This window comes from Candidatus Melainabacteria bacterium, from assembly GCA_003963305.1.
GTDB lineage: Bacteria > Cyanobacteriota > Vampirovibrionia > Obscuribacterales > Obscuribacteraceae > PALSA-1081.
Genome location: RXJR01000006.1, coordinates 232,485 through 253,510, shown reverse-complemented (window position 1 = coordinate 253,510; position 21,026 = coordinate 232,485). Strand labels below are relative to the sequence as shown.

General features: G+C 52.0%; 15 protein-coding genes. 2 read left to right on the top strand and 13 right to left on the bottom strand.

What is annotated here, in order from left to right; genetic code table 11:
- Window positions 1-223: 223 nt before the first annotated feature.
- The 4 genes from EKK48_08715 to EKK48_08700 form a co-directional block, all read right to left on the bottom strand.
- Window positions 224-1,579, bottom strand: coding sequence for a hypothetical protein (locus tag EKK48_08715; protein ID RTL43816.1), 1,356 nt, complete (start codon window positions 1,577-1,579; stop codon window positions 224-226).
- The gene (locus EKK48_08710; protein ID RTL43815.1) at window positions 1,576-2,925 is read right to left on the bottom strand and encodes a hypothetical protein; all 1,350 of its coding nucleotides are present in this window, start codon (window positions 2,923-2,925) and stop codon (window positions 1,576-1,578) included. The genes EKK48_08715 and EKK48_08710 overlap by 4 nt, the downstream gene beginning before the upstream one ends.
- The gene (locus EKK48_08705; GenBank protein ID RTL43814.1) at window positions 2,922-4,181 is read right to left on the bottom strand and encodes a hypothetical protein; all 1,260 of its coding nucleotides are present in this window, start codon (window positions 4,179-4,181) and stop codon (window positions 2,922-2,924) included. Before EKK48_08705 ends, EKK48_08710 begins: the two co-directional genes overlap by 4 nt.
- Before the next feature lie 77 nt (window positions 4,182-4,258).
- The gene (locus EKK48_08700) at window positions 4,259-5,710 is read right to left on the bottom strand and encodes an MBOAT family protein (GenBank protein RTL43813.1); all 1,452 of its coding nucleotides are present in this window, start codon (window positions 5,708-5,710) and stop codon (window positions 4,259-4,261) included.
- A 545-nt stretch (window positions 5,711-6,255) separates the two neighbouring features.
- Between EKK48_08700 and EKK48_08695 the strand changes: the two genes are divergently transcribed.
- Window positions 6,256-6,690: a hypothetical protein gene (locus tag EKK48_08695; protein RTL43812.1), complete on the top strand. Its 435-nt coding sequence runs from the start codon at window positions 6,256-6,258 to the stop codon at window positions 6,688-6,690.
- A gap of 39 nt (window positions 6,691-6,729) precedes the next feature.
- Here the strand turns inward: EKK48_08695 and EKK48_08690 are convergent, their stop codons facing one another.
- The 5 genes from EKK48_08690 to EKK48_08670 all read right to left on the bottom strand — a co-directional run bounded on the left by EKK48_08690 (window position 6,730) and on the right by EKK48_08670 (window position 13,365).
- The gene (locus EKK48_08690) at window positions 6,730-7,449 is read right to left on the bottom strand and encodes a response regulator transcription factor (protein RTL43811.1); all 720 of its coding nucleotides are present in this window, start codon (window positions 7,447-7,449) and stop codon (window positions 6,730-6,732) included.
- 21 nt (window positions 7,450-7,470) lie between these two features.
- Window positions 7,471-8,451 carry a trypsin-like serine protease gene (locus EKK48_08685; GenBank protein RTL43852.1) on the bottom strand — a complete coding sequence of 327 codons (981 nt, stop codon included), beginning with the start codon at window positions 8,449-8,451 and terminating at the stop codon, window positions 7,471-7,473.
- A gap of 362 nt (window positions 8,452-8,813) precedes the next feature.
- Window positions 8,814-9,470, bottom strand: coding sequence for a glycerol-3-phosphate 1-O-acyltransferase (gene plsY, locus EKK48_08680; protein RTL43810.1), 657 nt, complete (start codon window positions 9,468-9,470; stop codon window positions 8,814-8,816).
- 52 nt (window positions 9,471-9,522) lie between these two features.
- On the bottom strand, window positions 9,523-10,902 hold the full coding sequence (locus EKK48_08675; GenBank protein RTL43809.1) for a ribosome biogenesis GTPase Der: 1,380 nt from the start codon (window positions 10,900-10,902) through the stop codon (window positions 9,523-9,525).
- Window positions 10,903-11,148: 246 nt separating this feature from the next.
- Window positions 11,149-13,365, bottom strand: coding sequence for a hypothetical protein (locus tag EKK48_08670; GenBank protein RTL43808.1), 2,217 nt, complete (start codon window positions 13,363-13,365; stop codon window positions 11,149-11,151).
- Window positions 13,366-13,507: 142 nt separating this feature from the next.
- Here EKK48_08670 and EKK48_08665 point away from each other — a divergent pair, with 142 nt between their 5' ends.
- Complete coding sequence (locus EKK48_08665; protein ID RTL43807.1) at window positions 13,508-13,798, top strand: acylphosphatase; 291 nt, start codon at window positions 13,508-13,510, stop codon at window positions 13,796-13,798.
- Between the two features lie 28 nt (window positions 13,799-13,826).
- On the opposite strand, the gene dnaX is transcribed toward EKK48_08665, so the two are convergent.
- The 4 genes from dnaX to EKK48_08645 form a co-directional block, all read right to left on the bottom strand.
- Window positions 13,827-16,571: a DNA polymerase III subunit gamma/tau gene (gene dnaX / locus EKK48_08660; protein RTL43806.1), complete on the bottom strand. Its 2,745-nt coding sequence runs from the start codon at window positions 16,569-16,571 to the stop codon at window positions 13,827-13,829.
- 122 nt (window positions 16,572-16,693) lie between these two features.
- Window positions 16,694-18,307 carry a hypothetical protein gene (locus EKK48_08655; protein RTL43805.1) on the bottom strand — a complete coding sequence of 538 codons (1,614 nt, stop codon included), beginning with the start codon at window positions 18,305-18,307 and terminating at the stop codon, window positions 16,694-16,696.
- Window positions 18,308-18,312: 5 nt separating this feature from the next.
- The gene (locus EKK48_08650) at window positions 18,313-19,035 is read right to left on the bottom strand and encodes a response regulator transcription factor (GenBank protein ID RTL43804.1); all 723 of its coding nucleotides are present in this window, start codon (window positions 19,033-19,035) and stop codon (window positions 18,313-18,315) included.
- Window positions 19,035-20,906 (bottom strand): CHASE2 domain-containing protein, encoded by a 1,872-nt coding sequence (locus tag EKK48_08645; protein RTL43803.1) that lies wholly within the window; start codon window positions 20,904-20,906, stop codon window positions 19,035-19,037. Before EKK48_08645 ends, EKK48_08650 begins: the two co-directional genes overlap by 1 nt.
- Window positions 20,907-21,026: the final 120 nt, after the last annotated feature.

Here is a 21,026-nt window from a genome sequence, read left to right as displayed (position 1 = left end):
GGATGATTCGGAGCAATACCGTTGTGCAAAATAACCACCAGGTTCACATCCTGGTTCGCCTGTGAAAGTTCGGAATGAAGTCCACATAGGGCGTTCCAAGCCAGTTCGGCTTTAGCCGCTTCGCTGTCGAACAGTTCTTTTGCTAGTCTTCCCTGTTCAAGATCCGGGCTCAGAAATAGAATTCTTGCACTAGCCTGATTCGTCATGCCAAATCGATTGCAACCTAGAAGCTAAAGTGTGCAGGTTGGTTCTTTTCAGTCAGCCTGGGATCAACTTTCGTCGTGTTGACGACGGAAAGCAGCTCTGGGTCCGCTGTTATTGCTTTTGCCATCTCGGAGAAGATTTTCTTTCCGCCTTTCGCATTTAAATGTACGGTATCGAGATAATCGGGCAATTCGAATTGCGGGTCATCTGTGTGATCGACCCATATTGCATTGTGCGTCTTGCACATGCCGGCGACATCACCGCGGAACTCTGTCCAGAAGTCGTTTGGAAGAATGGTGCGATTAGCCGGCAGGCTCGGCATTCCCACGACCAGCACGGGAATGTGTTGAGCATCCATGTTAGCCAGGAATGCATTGAAAAATGCTTTTTCGGATTTGTATAGCGGTGGTCTGCAGTTCTTAAATCTGTTCAGGTATTCTTTTGTGTTATCTTCGAAGATCCATGCTGGTATCGTTTCTGGTATCAGCCATTCGTTCAGCCTGACTTCGTCTGCTGAGCCAAGAACGGCTCTGAGCAATGATTTGTGCTCGGAAGCTTTGGGAATAGCCGTCATTTGAGTCGGCGCTTCGTTCTGATAATTCTTCGCCCATTGATCGAGCGCATCGTGAATTCGTTCAAGCGGCAGATTTTGTCTGACGTAGAAGTTGAACTCTGCCAGAGGATCTGAGAATGCGACATGGCTCAGTTCGCCCAGTTCAACGAAGGGGGCGAAGAAATTGAATGGTTCAGTGGCGCTTACAGAAGGCAGTGTATTGTCGATGAAGTCGCGGGGGCTGACTCCGATAACAACCATTCTGGGTTTCTTATCGGCTTTGAAAAGCGCACTGGAGAACATGTAAGCATCAGAAGCCATCGACCCGCCCATAGCGAAGTTGAAGGTATCTACGCGCTTGCCGGTGCGGTCGAAGAGTTCTTTCTCGAGCGTTGAGCTGCTGCGGTGCAGGACACAATCCAGAGGCTTCTTCAACGTGGCAGCGTCGGCTGAGAAAGTTGCCGAGCCCATCTGCGAGCTGCCCATAGTGGCAATATCCGGTGCATGGCGGCGACCCAGGTAGTTGCGGCTGATCCACCATGTCCACTTGCCTTGCTGGCGAGCTTCCGAACCGTTCGAGCGAATGAATTCTTCATCCACTACTCTGGCTGGATGTGGCACTATATAAGATATCGCTATGTTTACGACCGCGAAGAGCAGGAATGCTGAGAGTGTGCGGCAGGTCAGTGGTGATGTTTTCTTCTCGGACTTCTTCAGGCTTTCGTACGTCGACGAAATGTTCTGTAGCGATGTTTCCATCGTCGATTTCGTGTCTGTTAAAGTCGCTTCTTTTGCGATTGTTGAATTCGTCTCGGAGCTCATAGCGGTCTCATCCCCGGTTGCTCAGGATGATTCTTGCTGTATTCAGCAATGGCGCGATGGCGCTCCAGCTCTTTGCCGGCCATCTCCATTGCTGAAGATGTGCGGATGTTTGAGCTGAGAATTTCAACGATATTGTCGAACAGTTTCTTGCCGCCAAATGCGTTCAAATGAACTGAATCATGGAAGTCGGAGCGCTCGTATTTTTCGAAGTTCGACAAATCGTAAGCGAGGAAGTTGTGATAAAAAGCCCACTCACGCAGCGCCTGAATGTAATTCAAATATACTTGCGGCTTGAGAATGCTGACGTTGTAACGCGTAATCGGCATGTTGACGATGACGAGTTCAATCTTTTCGCGATGACAAAACTCGGCCAGTTTGTTCAGGAAAATGAACTGGGTTTTGTAAATGTGTCGATCAGGCTTTTTGTAGCGTTGAATGTATTCTTTCGTGTTGTCGGCGAAGTGTGTTTTCGCTGTTTCGAAATCCATAGGCGCGCTAATCATCGCGCCCGGCTTGATTTCGCCTGGCAGATAATTAGGCAGCAATCTCGTGCGATCCCACCAGGTGAAAGGATGTTTCTTGTCTGGTGGCAGCAATACAGCCAGTTTTTCGGTGACAAATTCGTTCACTGCCATTTCAATGTCCAGTGAGTATTGATAGAAGTACAAACTCTTCGAGAGCCAGAAATCCAGCTTGGCTTGTGGGCTTCTGAAGAGCGCGCTGGAAACATCATCAAGGTTGACGATGCGCTTCAAATAGTGGAATGGCTCGGTATCTACCGGGCTCGAAAGCGTGCTGTCGATGAAATCTCTTGGCGCTACGCCATAGACAACCACTTCAGGGCGGTCAGCAGTGTTGACCATCGCCTTCAGCGTCATGAAGGCGTCAGACGGCATCTGTCCTGGCGCAGAGAGGTTGAAGGTGTTGAATTTTCCACCGAATTTGGCTTGTAATCTGTCGTCGAGGTAAGCAGCTTTGTGGTAATTGGTCAGGTCTATCTTCTCGTTTAGGAAGTTGGCATCCGTTCCTGCCACCGCGCTAACCATCAGCGAAGACCCCAGCAACGCCACATTATGTGGCTGCGGATGTCGTCTCAGATCGTTGAGAATCCACCACGACCAGCCGCGGTAAATGTAATTGTAGGGATCGAATTCAATTGGTCCCGAGAAAGATAGATACAAGTTGATTGCTATGTAAGCAACAAACGACAACACGAAAACGCTCTGGTAGCCGCGTTTGTATCTCGGTCCATTCTTGCGGCGATCGACGAACGGCAATGGTGCATCGCCATGATGGTTGGCATGCTGTTGTTCCACTGCTGGTGGTGGTGCGATAGTTCCGGTCATTGAAGCTGTCCTTTCAAGCCGGCGACGGTAGTTGAATTCTGATCAGCCCTGGCGGGTTGATTCAATGCTGTCATTACAGCGCGATCGTTAGCCAGGCGCTCTGACAGCAGATCCAGCAATTTGGCTCCGCCGCCTGAATGCAGGTGGACAGTGTCGCTGAAATCTTTGACCGCGAACTTGCCGCTTCCTTCCATGTCGATGAAGGTAGCGCCTTTTGCCAGCGCTATGACCTTGATGCTGCGCTTGTATGTATCCCAGGCGAGGTCGCTGAGCAGGGAGCGGTTAATCGGCGTAATCGGCATGGCGACGATGACCATGTGCGTCTTACGTTCACGGGCAGTATTGAGAATATCGATCATGAAGCGCATCTGAGTGAGATATGTGTCCCACTTCATGTGCTTGTAGCGCTTCTTGTATTCGGCGATGTTATCGGTGAATGCCGGGCGGTTGGCATCTGTGGTCGGAGTGAACAGACATTCGTTTTTGCCGACTTCGAAGTTGCGGTATTCAGGCAAAATGGTCCGGCGCACGCTCATCGGCGCTCCACCGTCAGTTGGTGGAACGACTTTGTTCAATGTTGCTGTCACCGCTCGGCAGAATGAATTGTTGAGGTCGACTTTCTGACCGTATGGATAGATCAGGCGTCCTAACTCGTAGTTCAGTCGTTGCTGCCAGTCTGGTGAAATCAGAGCGATGCGGTCGTTGACGTCTCCAAATCTGCTCAACCAGGCGTAAGGGTCTGTTGCCGACGGACTCGGTAAGAGATTGTCGAGGAAATCTCTTGGTCCGACGCCATAAACGATTACGTCAGGGCGTTTCTCGCCCTTCATCAGGAACTTTGTAATCAGGTAGGCATCAGACGGCATTTCGCCAGGCAAGGCGAAGTTGAATGTCTTCACTGACTCGCCTGTGCGCTTCTTGAAGGCGTTCTCGAAGTAGAGACTGCGGTGGTGATGTGGGGCATCTACAGCGGCGTTGGTGAAGTCGGCGTCGACTCCGCCAATCGGTGCAAGCATGAGCGATGAACCAACGAGGTCGATTTGAGGTCGACCCTGCTCGTTGCTGAGGAAGTCTTCGATCGCGCAGGCTGTCCAGGTGTGGAACGGGAAATCCGAAGGACTGAGAGCCCCCAGACGTGTCCAGCCCCACACGGCGCTGACCGCGATGAATGCAACAATTGCAACGAGGAAGCGGCTTTTCACGAGCTTACGCGCGGATTGTGGCTTATTAGAAGTAGTTGATTGTGCTGTTGCCAAAGGAGATGCCTGAATCGTTCGACTCGCAGAACTTGTTGTGACAAGCCTGGACTCTACCCGCCGACGTCACTTGACCATTAGAACTGGAAGTAAATGAACTTCGGTGAACTATCTGGACTGAAGATTGTCAGCACGCACATGAGGACAACCATGACGGCTACCTGCACTGCCCAGGGTGGGCTCTGGTAGAACTTTTTATCGTTCAGCCAGTTGACGACCAGATGAGAGACCATCAACGCAGGAACAATCAGAACCAACGAAGGGAAGATGATTGGATCACGGATCTGAAGAACAGCCAGTTGCGATGAGCTGAAGTGTGCCAGAGCTTCTGGAGCCTGAGCCAACTTGGCAATGATCTTACCGGCAATGTTCAAGTCATCAGCGCGGAACAATACCCAGCCGAGACAGACGATGTGGAATGTCACGATGACTGAAACGACGTGATAGAGCTTGGAGCTGAGAAGTTTTGAAGCGACTCCAGCTCTTTCCAGCCCTCTTGAGTATTCCTTGTGCAAGATGAGCAGCGCGCCTTGATATGCGCCCCATGCCAGGAAGTGCATGGCAGCTCCGTGCCACAGACCGCCCAGTGTCATGGTGAGGAACAAGTTTCTGTAGTTCAGCCACTTGCCGCCACGTGAACCGCCCAGAGGAATAAAGAGGTAGTCTCTTAACCATGTGGACAAGCTGATGTGCCAACGGTGCCAGAAGTCAGCTACGTTCGCAGCCAGGTAAGGCAAATTGAAGTTGATCGGCACTTTGTAGCCGAACAACATTGCGGAACCGCGGGCGATATCTGTGTATCCGGCGAAGTCGAAGAAGATCTGGAAAGCGAATGCATAGGTGATCAACCAGAGATCTAAGGAAGAGAAATTCTCCGGGTGTGAAAAGCCTGCTTGCACAACCATTGCCAGGTTGTCTGCAATCAAAACTTTTTTGCCGAGACCCATGAGGATCATCTGCATACCTTCATCGACGTATTCCCATTTGAACTTAGCTGGAATGCTGAGCTGCGGAATGAAGTCTTGATAGCGTTTGATCGGACCTGCGATCTGCGTGGGGAAGAAGGATGCGAACAAGCCAAAATCGATGAGCGATTTGACTACTGGTTTGCCTCTGTAAACTTCAACCGCATAGTGAATAAACTCGAATACGAAGAACGAAATACCGAGCGGGAGGAGAATGTGGAGGTGAGGTTCATGCCAATTGACGCCAGCCAGAGCAAGACCATCTTTGATGGTATCGAGACCAAAATTCAGATATTTAAAGATTGCCAGAGTAACTAAGTTGACCGTGACGGTCGCGGTGAGCCATGCCTTTTTCTTAGTTTCCGATTTGCCGAGCCGGTTGACGAGCAGCCAGTTAGCGACGGTCAAGCCAAGGATGAGCAATCCATAAATCGGACGCCAGGTCATGTAGAACACATAACTTGCCACCAAGAGCAGTGGCACGCGGGCGCGATGTGGAAGCAGCCAGAACAGCAAAAATACTGTGGGCAAGAACACCAAGTACTGCAAACTGTTGAATAGCAAGTTACTTCTCCTTAGTCACCGATGTCGGTTTTTAAGTCTCGGATTATCAGCAGTTGCTGATACAGACTATCCATAGATAAGTTATCAATGGCTCGCTGCACATCATATCGGGTGGATTTCAAGAATGTCTAGCGAACAGGCTCTGTGTTTACTTAAAAAGTCTATAGTTTCCTTCTGCACAATTTCTACAGAATCAGATTATGCGTGGTTTTCGGGCGCTTGACTTCGTGCTTGTGAAGTCTTCTCTCATATAAGATTACGCGATCAAATCAGGCTATACGCAAACGATATATGTCAAGCGGTATCGGCAATTTGTAATATTGCTTGAAACTTCAATACGTCTTCTTTTTTTATCATGTCACTGCATATAGTGGCATGCATCAAGAGCCTGAGCGAGCGACGTGTTGCGAAAGTTGGTTCGCTCTGGAAGATGGCTTAGAGCCATTCAGGATGTTGCTGGAGCCATTCAGGACAGCGCCAGAGCCGTTTGCGATGAGGTTCGATGAGAGCGAGCGAAATTAAGCGGCAGTCTATACAATGAACCTATGGTCGAGAATAATTTTGCTGCAGATAGAGAAGCCTCTGGGCTTTTCCAGCCTCTGGTCGGGCCGAACGTAACCAGGACCGAGATATGGAAATGGTGGGAGCAGCGCCGCTTTTTCTACAATCTGCTCATCGTTGCGGCAACAGTAGTCTCGTTTGTTTTGTACGCATTTTGTATCAGGCAGGCTAACGTTCTGGTTGGCGGTGAAGATTTAGTAGAGCCAATTGCCTATCTGTTCGCCCTTACGGTGCTTCCGGTCTTCTGGAACTTGTGTTACTGCCTGGGATCCTTAGTGGATATTTGTATGTCCAGCGATCAGCGCAGTTTTGGCCCCGAGATTTGGAAAGTTGGCATGACGATTTCGATAGCTGTAATCAGCATTCCCGCCATTTACTGGGGGCTTTACTTATTGCACCAACAAATAAAGACACGGTGAGTGTTTGCACCGTGTCTGTTCGGATACTACTGGTGGTGCTCAGGCTTCGCCGGCGGCTCTCTCGAATCCGTCAGAAATGAGCTGGTAGCCACCGCCATAGACTGTTTTGATGTATTTGCGATCTGATGTTTCCAAACGAGTGCGCAAATGTCTGATATGTACGCGGATTGTATCCACGTCATCATCGGGCGAGTAGCCCCAGACTTCTTCCAGCAATTTGCCGGTGGAAACGGTTTGACCGTGGTGTTGCATCAAGCAATGCAGAATTTCGAACTCTGTCGGTGTCAATTTGACGATGCGCTCTTTTACCTTCGCCTGCAGATTTTCTGGGATTAGCGTTATTTCACCTGCGTGCAAAATTTCCGGCAGAGTTGACGACTGCGGCACGGAGCCGGAGCGGCGCAGCAGGGCTCTGATGCGCACCTGCAGTTCAGGAATTTCGAAAGGTTTGACCAGGTAATCGTCGGCGCCGGAATCAAAGCCTGTCACTTTGTCTTTGGTCATGCCGAGGGCGGTGAGCATCAAAACTGGGATCGGATGAGTGGTGGGGTTCTGGCGAAGACGCTGGCAGACGGTAAAACCGTCCAGGTCAGGCATCATCACGTCGAGTACGACCAGGTCCGGTCTATTCTGTTGGGCGAGAGCCAATCCCTTGATACCGTCGTTGGCTGTAGTGACCTGATGCCCGAGCAGCTCCAGGTTGACTTTTACCAACTCGGCGATGGCTTGATCATCGTCTATTACGAGAATCCTTGACAATTTTCTCTCCGTGGCCGCAGCCTATGCTGAACTTACGAGTGACAATTTTACTGGAATTTTGACGCTCTTCCCTGAGCGCAATACAGTCAGTGTAACCACTTGACCAGCTTTCTTCTGCTCTACATATGAGAGCAAATCATCGAGTGTTTTGACGGGAGTACCGTCGATACCGGTGATAATGTCAGCCAGACTGCGATCTATGCTTCTGAAGACAAAATCGCCGTCCTTATAAATTACCAGTTTGGGACCGCTCAATCCAGCAATTGCAGCCGGACCGTTCGGGTCCAGTCGGATAATTCTCAGTCCCTTGTCTGTGCGTTCGTACAGTTCGATGCCCAGGTCCGGACGGCTGACGCCGTGGTGGGCAATCAGTTCGGGCACAATTCGTTTGGCTATATTGATGGGAATCGCCAGACCGATGCCGGTTGAAGAACCTGTATTGCTGAAGATTGCAGTGGTTATGCCAATCATCTGTCCTGCTGAGTTAAGCAGCGGACCGCCTGAATTGCCGGGATTGATGGCGGCGTCAGTCTGAATTATGCCTTTGATCAATCTTCCTTTCTCGGTTCTAAGCGTTCGACCGAGGCTTGAGATAATTCCCGAAGACATTGTTCTGTCGTAGCCGAACGGATTACCGATAGCGAGCACGCGGCGTCCGACTTCCAGATTGGATGAGTCACCGAAGGCAATGGTGGTGAGTTTCATGCCCGGCGGGACGTTGATTTTGATCACAGCCAGGTCGTTAGGAGGATCGTCGCCGACCAGTGTGGCTGGATAGCTCGAGCCGTCGAAGAGCGTCACACGCACGCTCGTGGCTCCGTTAATGACGTGGTTGTTGGTGAGGATGTATCCGTCGCTTGAAATAATCGTTCCCGAGCCGAAGCCTTCCTTGGGCACGAGATTGAGGTAGACGTCTTCGGCTGTCGTCTGGCTGGAGATGTTTACGACGGCCCGGTTTGCTTGTTTGTATATACGGATATTTTCGGTTTCTTCCGGCGTCATATGAACGGCAACTGCAGCTTGCGCTGCTGATTCGGCTGCTTTCGCGGCATTGACCGCTCGTTTTGCTGCCGAGACAGCAGTTTTAGTAGCTGTCGATTTGCTTTCAGCGCTGGAGCCCGCGGCTTTCTGGGCGCCGTTGCCAGAATTTCCGGCTGGCTTGGATTCTGCTGTGGCGGCGGATTTTGCCGCTCCAGACGAGGATTTTGCCGTTCCGGACGAGGATTTCGACGTTCCGGTCGAGGATTTCGACGTTCCAGTCGAGGATTTCGCCGTTCCATCAGGTAGCGCCATGCCTGGTAAACCAAGCGCGATCGTGAGAATTGCGATAGCAATTGAAGTTCTAGAAACAGATTTTTTCATGGTCAGGTAGTTGATTCGGTAGTGCTAGATGTGGTGTCAGGTAACTTGCTTGATGTTTCAGTCGTGTCAACTTTTTTCTTGTCTGTGATTTTAGGTTCCGTTCCTTTAAGCATACGTTGTATGTTCGCTTTGTGCCTGTAAGTCACGTAGATAAAGCCGAAGATGCAATAGCCGATGGCGGGAACTGACGCGTGGAAAGCATAAAACCAGAATGGGCACGAGCCAACTCCCAGTATCGATGCTAAAGAGATATATCCGCTCAGTTTAACAATAAGCATCCAGGTCAGGAAAGTGCATAAGCCACCCATGGGGCTGAGAGCCAAAAGAGTACCCAGTCCGGTCGCGGCGCTCTTACCGCCTGAGAATTTCAAAAACACGGATCTGCTGTGGCCGACAAGGGCCGCCGCTGCCACTATAGACGGTACCAGATGCGGGTAGGCGAAAGCCCATTCCGATTCGTAGCCGTGTGTGTCGAGATAGACTGCCGCTGCTACGGGAATGTAGCCTTTGATCGTGTCGAAGAAAAACGTGAAGATTCCGGCTGCTGGACCAGCCGCGCGCCAGACGTTGGTGGCGCCTGTCGAGCCGCTGCCGAACTGACGAATGTCGATTCCTTTCAGAGCCTTGATCAGCCAGAAGCCCGTAGGAATCGATCCCATGACGTAGCCACAGATTATAAGCAGCAGCGCCCCTATCACGAAAATCGTCCTCTCAGCGATTGTCTTTCTTTGCTCTGGTCACTATTCTAATCGGCGTTCCTTCGAAACCAAACGCCTCTCTCAACTTTCTTTCTAAATACGCCTCATAATTTTTTGTCATCAGTTTGTCGTCATTGGCGAACAGTATGAATGTTGGTGGCGCGGTCGATACTTGCGTCGTGTAATACACTTTTAAGCGCTTGCCTCGTTTGGATGACGGTGGTGGAACGAGGGCCACAGATTCATTGACGATCTGGTTGAGAAGCCCGGTTCCAATTCGCTTCTTGGTCATTGCGTGTGCGCGATCTGCTGCTTCGATAATCTTGGTGACGCGCTGCTTGTTGATTGCGCTTGTGAAAATAACTTCCGAGAAGGCGATGCTGCGCAACTCTGAGCGCACGTTTTCAGTGAACTGTTTCATCAGCTTGGAAGTTTTCTCGTCGATTAAATCCCACTTGTTGACGACGATCACGCAGGCTCTACCTGCTTCGTCGATTTTGCCGGCGATTTTTTGATCTTGGTCTGAAATTTCTTGCGTCGCATCTAAGATCAAAATTACGACATCTGCTCGTTCCAGGGCTCGCAGTGAACGCACTACGGCAAATGCCTCAATGCCGTAGTCTACCCGCGATTTTCGGCGAATTCCTGCGGTGTCGACGAGTATATATTCTTTCCCCTGAAACTTTATTTGCGAGTCAATAGCATCGCGCGTGGTGCCCGGCACATTGGAGACGATGCTGCGGTTTGTTCCTACGAGTACATTTACGAGTGAAGACTTACCGACGTTTGGTCTGCCCACGATGGCGAGCGAGAGCGGTCCTTGCTCCTCTTCTTCTTCGGCTGCTTCGCCATTTTGTGAGAGATTGTCCAGGTCGACGGATTTGCGTGTCTCGGGAGGAAATAGAGACACTACCTTATCGAGCAAATCACCGACTCCACCACTTCCTCTCATAGCCGAGAGTGTATGCGGGTCTCCGAGCCCAAGTCCATAAAATTCCATGGCATTAGGCTGCTCTTTAGGCTCGTCGATTTTGTTCACGGCTACGATAATCGGCTTCTTGCTGCGGCGCAGAAGGTTGGCCACTTCTTCGTCCGCGCCTGATATTCCTGTTTTTCCATCGACCATGAAAATGATTACGTCGGCTTCGTCAACCGCCAGTGTGACTTGATCGAAGACTTCGTTTTGAATTGATTCGGAACTATTGGGAATGACGCCGCCTGTATCTACGAGCAGAAATTGGCGACCAGCCCAGTCGGTTTCTCTATAGAGGCGGTCACGTGTGACGCCGGGGCTGTCGTCGACGATTGCGTGTCGAGCACCGATGCAGCGATTGAAGAATGTAGATTTGCCGACGTTGGGGCGACCAACGATTGCGACCACTGGTTTGGCCATTAGTTTTTTTCCTTTGCAAACCGAGGGCGGTTTGAGTCTGTAGCGTGCTGCGTTGGCAGTCCTCGGAATCCACGCTCGCCGATTCGCTTCTAAACAACTGCTCAGTTGAGGCAAAAGTCCGGGCGGATCGACTGAATCAAATACCAATTACACGGCGATTGATTCGCATCAATTATAAGCAGGTTGATCCACCGAGCCGCTTTCGGAGGAAGCAAACGTCTCTTGGTTTCACTGGTTTCGTTACACTCAGTCGTCGTCTTTTTTGGGCGGACGAGGGGGCTCTGGTTTAGCCTGCCCGAACTTCTTACCAAGTTTGGGCGCCTGCTGGTCTAGCCAGCGAACCAGCTGGTCTTTCGCAGTATTCAGGTAGACGGCTGCTTCGGTATCGCCGCCCAGGTCGGGATGGACGCCTGGTGAGGCAATCTGTTTCTTCCAGGCTTCGATAACCGACTTTTGTGTAGCGTCTTCTGGTTTAAGACCCAAAATCATGCAAGCTTTGCGAATTTCAGGAGGAATTTGCTTGACTACGAAGCTTGGAGTGGTCGGCGGTGGTTCTTGACCGGCTTTGGCACCGCCGATGAACTTGTTGCGCGCTCCACCAGCTGGTGCGGCGCCCTTGGCATCATCTTTGCCCTGCTGGGGCGGAGTGGTCATGCGCGGCGTGGCTGGCTCGTTGGGCATTTCTGCCGCTTGTTTGATGCGACCCTTAATCAGCTCTCGCAACTCGTCGCCGCCCATGGATGGCTCTTCTGCCTTGGGCTTGGCAACCACGTCTTCAATAACTTCGATTTTGTCGAGATCGACGTAATCGTCCAGATCGTCGAAAATATCCAGTGCATCAAGGTCGACGATTGGTTCTGAGTCGAGCAGATTGCGGGGGTCTGAGAGCGCCTGCAAGCGATCTCCGGTGCGCCGTGGATCCTGACCCATCGGGTCGGGCGGTTCCATATATCGCTCTTCATGCTTTGGTGCCGGTTGTTTCGGCTGTGGGGCGGCTTTGGGCTGCTGGGTGGAGGAGTCGGCAAAGTTGGTTCCGCCCAATGAGCCGGGTTCGCTGCCAAAGCCCGGTTTGGCGTAGTCCTTAAGAGAGGCAACGCTGAAGTTATAGACGGTCTGAAGATCTTTCCAGGACAACTCGACCAGAGGGTTGTAGGCGCTACTGCTGACGGTCGGGCCGGACCGGGCGATGTTGTAAATGCCCTCCGGATCGCGCGTTAGCTGGCTGACAGCACCTTCTTCCGCTGCTGCCGCCACGGCTGCCGGCTGCGGTTCGGGCGGGCGCGGTGCGGTCTGCACTGCACCTGCGGGCATCGCCTCCTGGTGATGTTCGCCGCCATTTGTTTCAGGCTCGGATGATAGACCAAAGTCGATATCGGGAAAATTCTTCTTTTTGCGAGGCTGGGGTTCTGGTTCGGGGTTTTCACTGGCCAGGCTGAAGTCCATATCGGCAGCTGCTTTGGTCGATGCTGGCGCAGGCGCTGGCGTTTCGCGTTGTTCGCTAACCAACGATTCGATGTCGTCGAAAATGTCATGCTCGCCGGTTTCTTCGGGATCTTTCGCTGCTTTTGCCTGAGCCGCTGTGCTTGAATTGGGCACGGTGGGCAATTCAGCTGTCAATGTTGCAGGTTTGGGTTCCGGCGGTGATGCAGATAACTTGTTTTCTATGCTGTAACTGTCCTCATTGTCAGCCATGAGTGAGTTATCGAAGTGAAAGTCGCCGGCTATGTGACTGTCACTGAGTGGTTCATAGTCGCCGGTGCTTTCTTCGATCGGTTTTGAGGTTTGCTTGCCGCTTTCTGCAATAACTCGAGCAGTTGGTGCCGCTGCAGTTGAAGATTCGGGTGGCTCTGGCGATGAGGACAAACTAGTCGGAGCCGATGCCGACGAGGACGACATCGTCGGGTCGCTGTACTCATAATCGACTTCGCCAAGGGCCACGCCTACCGGGGTTGGTTCAAATGTTGTGGCTGTGTGCGAGGCTGGTTGCACCTCGTCAACCGGCGTTTCCACCTGAATTGCCGGGCGTGACCCGGTTGTCTCGGCGTTTGTACTGGCGGCGAGTCGTCTTGCCGCTTCTTCGATACCTGCCTGAAAACCCTGAACGTAAGCGTCTTGCTTCGCTTTTGTCATTGCTTCGAGCTGTTTTTCGAGGTCCCAGATTTGTTCGTTGAGCGCCTCGTTGGCTTCTTCCAATTCAGCGATTTTGCTCTGGATTTCGTCGTTGGACATCTGGCTGCTGTCATCGCCATTGCGTTCACGATAAATTAAATCCATCAACTCCGGATCGCGATAGAGCGTCGATCTCGGAACCTGCGCTTCGCCTGATACGGTGTATGGATTAATGTCCGAGCCTTGTGCTTTCAAAGCGGCGATTGCCGCAATAACGCGCTCTTTATCTTGATTTTTCGTCTGTGTTCCGTCGTCTGTCATCATCGATGGCGCGTTGTCCGAGTAAGTCTCCACGTCAGCTCATTGACCGACTGGAAACGAGTGCTATGGAAAGTATAGCCCTCCCCATATCTTATCTGTTTCATGCCACGGATTGCATCGTTTGCACCAAGGATCTATTGCTGATTTTGGACCAAAGCAGTTCAATATTTGGCATATGGCAAAAGCAATACTTCTGATAAAGGGTCGAGTGCAGGGCGTTGGCTATCGCTGGAGCACGCGCGAAAAGGCAGACGCCCTTGGGCTTCGCGGTTGGGTGCGTAATTTGAAGGACGGGTCTGTGGAGGCTTGTGCTCTTGGCGACCGAGCCGTCGTGGAGGCGTTAATTGACTGGTGCAAGGAAGGTCCTGCGCACGCTGATGTTTCATCGGTGGAGGTCAGTTGGGCCGATTCACAAGAGGCGGAGTCGGGGTCTGAATTGAGCGCTGCTCGCTTCGAGATTCGCTGAAGAATACTGCTGAAGCTTCGAAACTTGTTTAGCCGATCAGGCGGGAGCCTGGTCCTTCAAAAAGTTTATAAGCCTCATTAATCAGATTGCCGCCGACGCGCGACTCGATATGGCTTGAGTGTGAGGTTCGAACGGGGCTCTGCCCTTCAGGCTGCCTGGCATTGGAGCTACTTTGCGCAGTGCTTTGATTGGCAGCTGGAGGAGAGTTTGGCGCCCTACTCTCTCCTTCCTCTGAATCTGCCGGGGCTGACCGTGTTTCTTTCGGACGCGCTGCTGGAGCTTTGGATGCGGCTGCGGGGGCAGGGGCATTATCTGCAATGACTTTTATGCGCACATTCATTGTGCGTCCGGATGCGGCTGCACAGGCGGCTTTCAGATGGTCGATCTTGGTTTCCAGTTGCTTTTGGAAATACTCTTTGCGCACGCCGAGCACTAAGTCGCCGTTGTCCAGCGCGACAGGAAAGGCATGAACGCTGACTATACTGAAAGTCGGTAAGTGGCGCTTCTGCAAGTTCTCTTTTACTTCAGACCAGAATTGATCGATATCTTCACCGCCCGATGGTGGTGTCGCAGCTGGTGCGGATGAGGTGGCTGGCGCCGATGGTGCTGCCGCTGTCCGCGATGGTGTTGATTCGTTTATCGTCGGTTGGGCTGCTGCGGCTTGAGATTTCAGTGCCGGATCTTCAACAACAATAGGCGCTGGCGGAATTCCGTCGTCATAGTCATCCGATTCAATTGGTGCTTCTTCTTCCTCCTCCTCTTCCTCTTCTTCATCTTCTGAAGCAGAAGCGGGTGGGGTGTTTATCGGAGGCGCTGCGAGAGGTAGTGGTTCTTGTGCAGGGGCTGAAATTGGCTTCGGAAGAATATCGTAATCATCGATTTCGGCGATGACGTCGCCTTGTGCTTCGAGCACTTCCAGGCTGGGTTCTTCCACGGGTGGGCGTATTACTGGTGTTGCAATTCTAGTCTGCTCTTCGGGTTCGACGTCGTCGTATGAGCTGTCTCCCGGCGGAGCCTCCATCGGCACTTTTGCTGCCGGCGCTGGAAAGCCTGAGGACCTGGCTTTGTCCCCACTACTGCTACTGCTGCTGCTGCTGCTGCTTCCGCTGCCGCTTTTGAAACTGCTTGTCGATGGCGCTCCGAATCCGGCTGCTGCCATCATTTCATTGATTTTGTTTGAAACTGTCGTTGTCGGAGCCGGTGCCTTCTCAACTGGAGCAGAGTGCTCCGTATGACGTTCGGATTTTCCCGGCACCGCTTTTGGTGTCGATGACTGGTGACTTGGGCGGGCGTCGGCCGCGGCACCATGAGCATGGGTTCCCATAGCAGGTGCATGAGCGGCTGCTGGAGTGTGACTGGGGCTTGGTCTGTGGTCTGACTGAACGTGAGCCGGCGCACTCTCGGTTCGAGGTTGCGTGTGCGATGGCACAGCAGCGTGAGTGCCGACGTTCGGTCGAGGGGCCGATGGTGGTGCTGCATGTGAAGTTGGTCCTGCATTTGAAGTGGCTGGCGCAGCTGGTCGCGCCACTCCTGTTACCGGTCCCCGGGCGATGTCGTCAGCCATCACACTTTCGAGCGTCTTGAGGCGGGCATCGAGATCTCGAACAAAAGTCATATCGTGTCGGTGGCACAGGGCCAGTAAACCCATCTCCACGCTCAGAACCGGCTGGCTGGAGCGCCTGCACGTCTGTTCGAGCTTATCGAGATACTCGACCATCAATGCCAATTCGGCACGGTCAAAATTTTTGGCTTGTGAAACGAGCGCCTGTAAGTATGAAGGTGACCCCAGCACCAACGTATTCAACGACTCTGCTGTGAGGCTGCCTGTCTCATTCACATATGATGCTTTAGTTAGATTCAGGAAGTGTTTCGCCAGTTCCAGTACAAGAATTGCCGGCTCACGACCTTCCATGAGAAGAGTGTTCGCAGCAGCTAAAACAGCCTGACCATCCCGATTTTGTACGGCTGTACTGATTTGCAACAGTATATCTTCATGTACTGCGCCGAGAAGAAGCAGCAAGTCGTTAACCTCTACAGGTTTTTCTTTCGTGGAGAGCAGGCTGGCTTGATCGAGCAGACCAAGCGCGTCTCTAAGCCCTCCGCCGGATCTTCTGGCGATCAATTCCAGGGCTTCGTCAAGTATATTAATCTCTTCCAGCGTCGAAATATGACGCAAATGTGCCACCAGTTCTTTCTGATTGACCAGTTTGAACATCAAGCGTTGGCAGCGGCTGATGATGGTTGGTGGAACCTTGTGCTCTTCCGTCGTTGCCAGAATGAATACCACCATCGGTGGTGGCTCTTCGATGGTCTTCAGAAGGGCATTGAATGCTTCTTTCGTGAGCATGTGGCATTCGTCGATGATATAGAGCTTGTAACGACCGCCCTGTGCCACAAGTGGGGCTCGCTCTATCAATGAGCGGGCGTCGTCTACGCTGTTGTTCGAGGCGGCGTCAAGCTCGAATACAGAAGGTGAGTTGCCAGCTTTGATTTCCAGGCACGATGCGCATGTCAGGCACGGCGTGGCTGTTGGACCCGCTTCGCAATTGAGCGATTTGGCGAGAATTCGCGCCGAGGAGGTTTTCCCTGTTCCTCTTGGACCGGTGAAAAGATATGCATGGGAGATGCGACTGTGATCTATTGCGTTGGTCAAAGTTTGCGCAACAGATTTTTGACCGACCAGGTCTGCCAGAGACTGAGGTCGGTACTTCAGATAAAGCGGCTGATACGTCTGAAGCACGGGCTGAGAAGCGCTCGCAATTGGATTATCTATATACTGATCCTAACCCAAGTCGAACGCCAATTGCAAGGCGACACCCGTGTTTGCTGAGCATTAATTAGGCTACTTGAAAGCTGTTAATTGACCGCGAATGCGTTCAGTGAGCATGAAAACGTTTATTTGACCGTGAAAATAAGCACGCTGACAACTTTTGGACTTGGTGAATTGCTCGCTCTCGTCAGTTCGAAGCTCACCTGGCTGATAGGGTACACATAGTTTTTCGCTGATGGGCATTCAGGCTCATCTTGCATGAATGCTGGTTCACCAAACTTTGCTTTGACTGTGGAAACGTCGTCATTTAAATGCACTCCGAAATCCGGCGCTATAAATGCATTATCGAAAATCCTCAAAGCTTCTACGAGACCGTGACGTACATAAACTTGCATGGCGGGATCGACTGAGTTGGCTTTATGCAATACATATACTGTCCAGCCGCCGATCGATTGTTGCTTGAGCTTATTGCCTTTGATCGACGTAAGCGCTCTGTTGGCGTCGAACGCCGAGCTGCCCAGGCGAACCAGTGGGATACCGGTAATTACATTGGGCGGAAGCAACGCGATTTCTGTTTTTTGTTTTTGTATGGCATTGAAGTGGCTGTTCGAAGCCGCTTCGCTGACTGAAGGTGGTGGTGGAATCAGCACTCCTTGCGCCGCCGGCGCCATTACCGGTGAAGCAGATGGAACGTTTGCCGACGCGATTGTCGTAGGCGCAGTTCTGTAATCGCGGATATTCGCGCCAGCAGTCGAGCTCGTTGGTGCGCTCTCGGCAGCAATGCTGATGCCTTTGCTCATCATTGATCCGGGCACGCGCTGATAGTTCGTGCGGTAGTACGCTGGTGGCATGGGCGGTGCCTTCGGCTCTTGTGTGACTGCATCAGCGACGACACTTCCACCGGCACCTGCCGCACCAGCTGCATTACCGGCTCGACCTTCCTTCGCATTTACAGAACTACTTGCACTTTGTTGAGGTATGAGCTGCCCTCGCTCCCAAACACCCGCCGCAGTCTTGTTGCTGGCAATTTGATAAGACGCTTCGGCGCGAGGCGCTTTTGCCTTCATTTTGAGTCCGACGTCTTTACCCCCTTCAGCGGCGCGCTGAATGTTGTCCACGCCCTGCAGGGCACCGCCGAGATTGGCTAATGACCTGGCTAGAGGTCCATTTGCCATTCTTCCGAAAACCGCAGCTTGTGAGTCTCTTTCTCGCGTCGATGCAGGATAATCTTTCTTAGCCGCGTTTGTCTGGGCTGAAGCCAGGGTGGCTCGACGTCCTGAATTTACTGGTTGATAGCCATAGAAATCGTCGCCGGCTGCAGATTTGTCTGTTCGGGATTCTTCTGCTTTGCGTCGCTTCTGCTCTTCGTTTGAGCTTTTGTCTGCGCTCGAGTCTCGATCTAATTCTCTGCCTGCAATATAATTGTTGGATGGCGGGCGGAGCGCCAGAATCGGATTGGTTGGACCCTGACTTTTCTCTTGCGGGGCAGCCGAATATGTGGCAGTCTTTGCCGCAATCAACGACCCCTTGAGTGTGTGCATGCGCTGAGAGATGTATTCGATCAGCTTGATTCCCGATTGCGGAGATGGAATCGCGCTTGCCACTCTATGCGGTGCTACTTTGGAGAGCATCGGTTTCATCTCTGATTGCGCATCGGCACCGCAGGTAATGGCAACGGAATATGCTGCTATGGAAAGCAGCGCGCATGAGATCGGTGTCCATTTCCTGAGTGTGTTCATCTAACCTAGACCTGAGCAGGCCCCCCTTTCTTTTCGTCGAGTTTTGATTCCCAATCGTCCAACTCCGTCTGGTTGATTAATCCGCGGCGAGTGGCGACATAGCAGGCTCGGCAGCGCTGATTGAATTCACTTTCGTGTGATTCGCCGCGACCTGGAATTCCCAATTTTGCGTATAAAGACTTCAAGCGTGATTGAACCGCCTTCTCCGTCAAATAGAGTCGTTTGGCGATGGCATGGTCGGTCATACCCAGAGCGATGCAGACCAGGGCTTCATATTCTGCGCTTGTCAAACTGGTGGCGCGGTTCTGGGTGCGTTGAATGACGCGGGCGATACCCGGATGTATCCAGCAATCGCCGGACATGACGGCTTTTGCAGCTTCCACGACTTGCTCGTTCGAGGCGTTCTTGAGGACGTAACCGAAAACGCCGTTTGGAGGCACAATCTTCCATAACTGTCTGACGTAAACCTCGTCGGAAAAGTTTGAGAGCATGATTACGCCGGTCTCCGGCAGCTTCTGTAAAATCGCCTCTGCCGCTTTGATACCCGACAGGTTCGGCATTTTGATGTCGAGAAAGACCAGATTGGGCTTGATTTTCAGTGCCATGTCAACGGCTTGCTGCCCGTCGTGAGCTTCATGGATGGGTTGATCCGACGGAAAGTTCTGAACCAGAAGGTTCTTAAGCCACATTCTGTCTCTTTCTTCATCATCAACGATCATAATCGTCATCAAGCTTCACCCGTGGTTGGAGTTTCTACGACTGGTATCTTAAGCCTCAATTCGGTTCCTGTGGGATATTTTTCTGGCTTTTTCCATTCGACTATAGCGCCAACTAATTGTGCTCTCTGGCGAACGTTGAGCAGCCCGTGGGCATCCTTACGAATAGCCTTAAAATTGATACCTTTTCCATTGTCCGTCACAACGATGAAAAGATAACCGTCATTTTCACGGATATTTAGTTCTACTATCGAGGCACCCGAGTGTTTCTGGACGTTGTTAAGACTCTCCTGGACGATTCTGTAAAGTTGCAGCTTGGTGAAATTGGTCATGTTGTAGTCTGAGCGCCCATCTCCATCTTCGAAATTGCTTTCAATGCCCGTCTCTCGGGCGCAAATGGCGACAAGATTCTCGATGGCCGGTTTGAAGCCCATGGTCTCAAGAACAGACGGATGCAAATCGTTTATAACGCGACGCATCTCAACAACAGCATGGTCCAGCTTCTCACGCATCAGACTGGGCACAGGATTGTCTTCGAGCTCGTGGGCGAGCCGATCGGCCATGCGCGCTACGGAAGATAGCGCCGGCAGGGTTTCGTCATGCAAGTCTTCAGCAATGCGCTGGCGTTCCTCTTCGGCGCGCACCTGCATCGACTCGCGTGCCTGGGCTAACTCTCTGTTTCTTTGCCTCAAGTCCGTGTCCAGGTAAATGAATGTGCCCAGGCTGAATCCCAGTGTCAGCACCGCCAGTGGTGAGGCGGTCGGCAGAGCGAGATGGAAGACCTGGAATGCCAGCTGAGCCACTACGACCAGGCTCATTGAGGTGAACAGATAGGCCGCGGTTCTCATGCCAAGCGGCAGAATGGAAGCAACTGCACCAAATGCGGCACCAATAAGAAGCAACAGGTGGTGTGAGATATTTTTCGGAAAACTGTAAATCACGTCGTCGTTAAGGAGTGTAGAAATGGCGTCGGCATGCAGGTTTATGTCCGGCACGGACTCTTGAAACGGGCTCTTCTTCTTCACATCATTGTGACGTTGAGTGAACGTCGAACCGACGATGACGATGCGGTCGCGAAACATAGATGGGTCGAAATCAGGCTGCACCGTATCTCGCAGGGAAATAGTCGGATAATCGATGCGCCGGTAACTCATATATAAAGGTTGGTCTGAAGGGACCGAAAAGAATTGGCTGGGCGGACCGACGCCTTTGACGCGCCGATAGTAGTCGATCACCGCCTCGGTGAGCGAAGGAACCGGTGCCAGCCCTTCGGCTGTGAATCCTTCAGTATTATTGTCGATGCCGCGATAATTTATGGGCAAGCGGCAGACCAGCCCGTTTTGCTCGTGAATCAGTTCGTCATAACCATATGAGGCTGCATGTGAAAGAAATTCGGCGGCTGGCAATTCGGTGCTTCCTTCGAGGCTGCCGAACAGTGCCACTATGACGTTGCGAAACCGCTTGATGGTAGAGATGAGTTCGGGATTGGTGGCGCCTCGCAAGTCAAGATCGAGCACAACCATCGTCGGTTGCCCGCTTTCAATTACCTTGAGTGCCTCTGCTAGCTTCTCCTGAGAGGCGCTGTCGTTGAAGCGCGCTACACCCATATCGAATTGCGATAAATCATCGAAATTCACAAGACATATATCTTGCGATTTCTTTTGCTTTGGAAAAATTGTTGAGATCTTGTCCGCCACTTTGTACCGCCACTCGAGCATGCTAAGTTCCATCGATTCCAGGATGGGCGATTCTGCCAGGAGCAATGTCGCCAGACAGCCTGCCATGGCACCCCAAAACAGGCGTTGGAACAGGAGTCCGTCGCGTCCGTGTACTTTTAGTCCGGCGGGAAGCAGGCGTTTAGCGGGCGCCAGCGATAGCCTCATTGTTTTCCTCGGAACATCTCTCTGCTCCAAGAGTAGTCTAGCTTAGCTTTTTCGGCAAATGGCTGGGGTAAACCCCAAAGATGGCGCAGGGTGTGGAACATTTTGCATCAAAAATGCGCC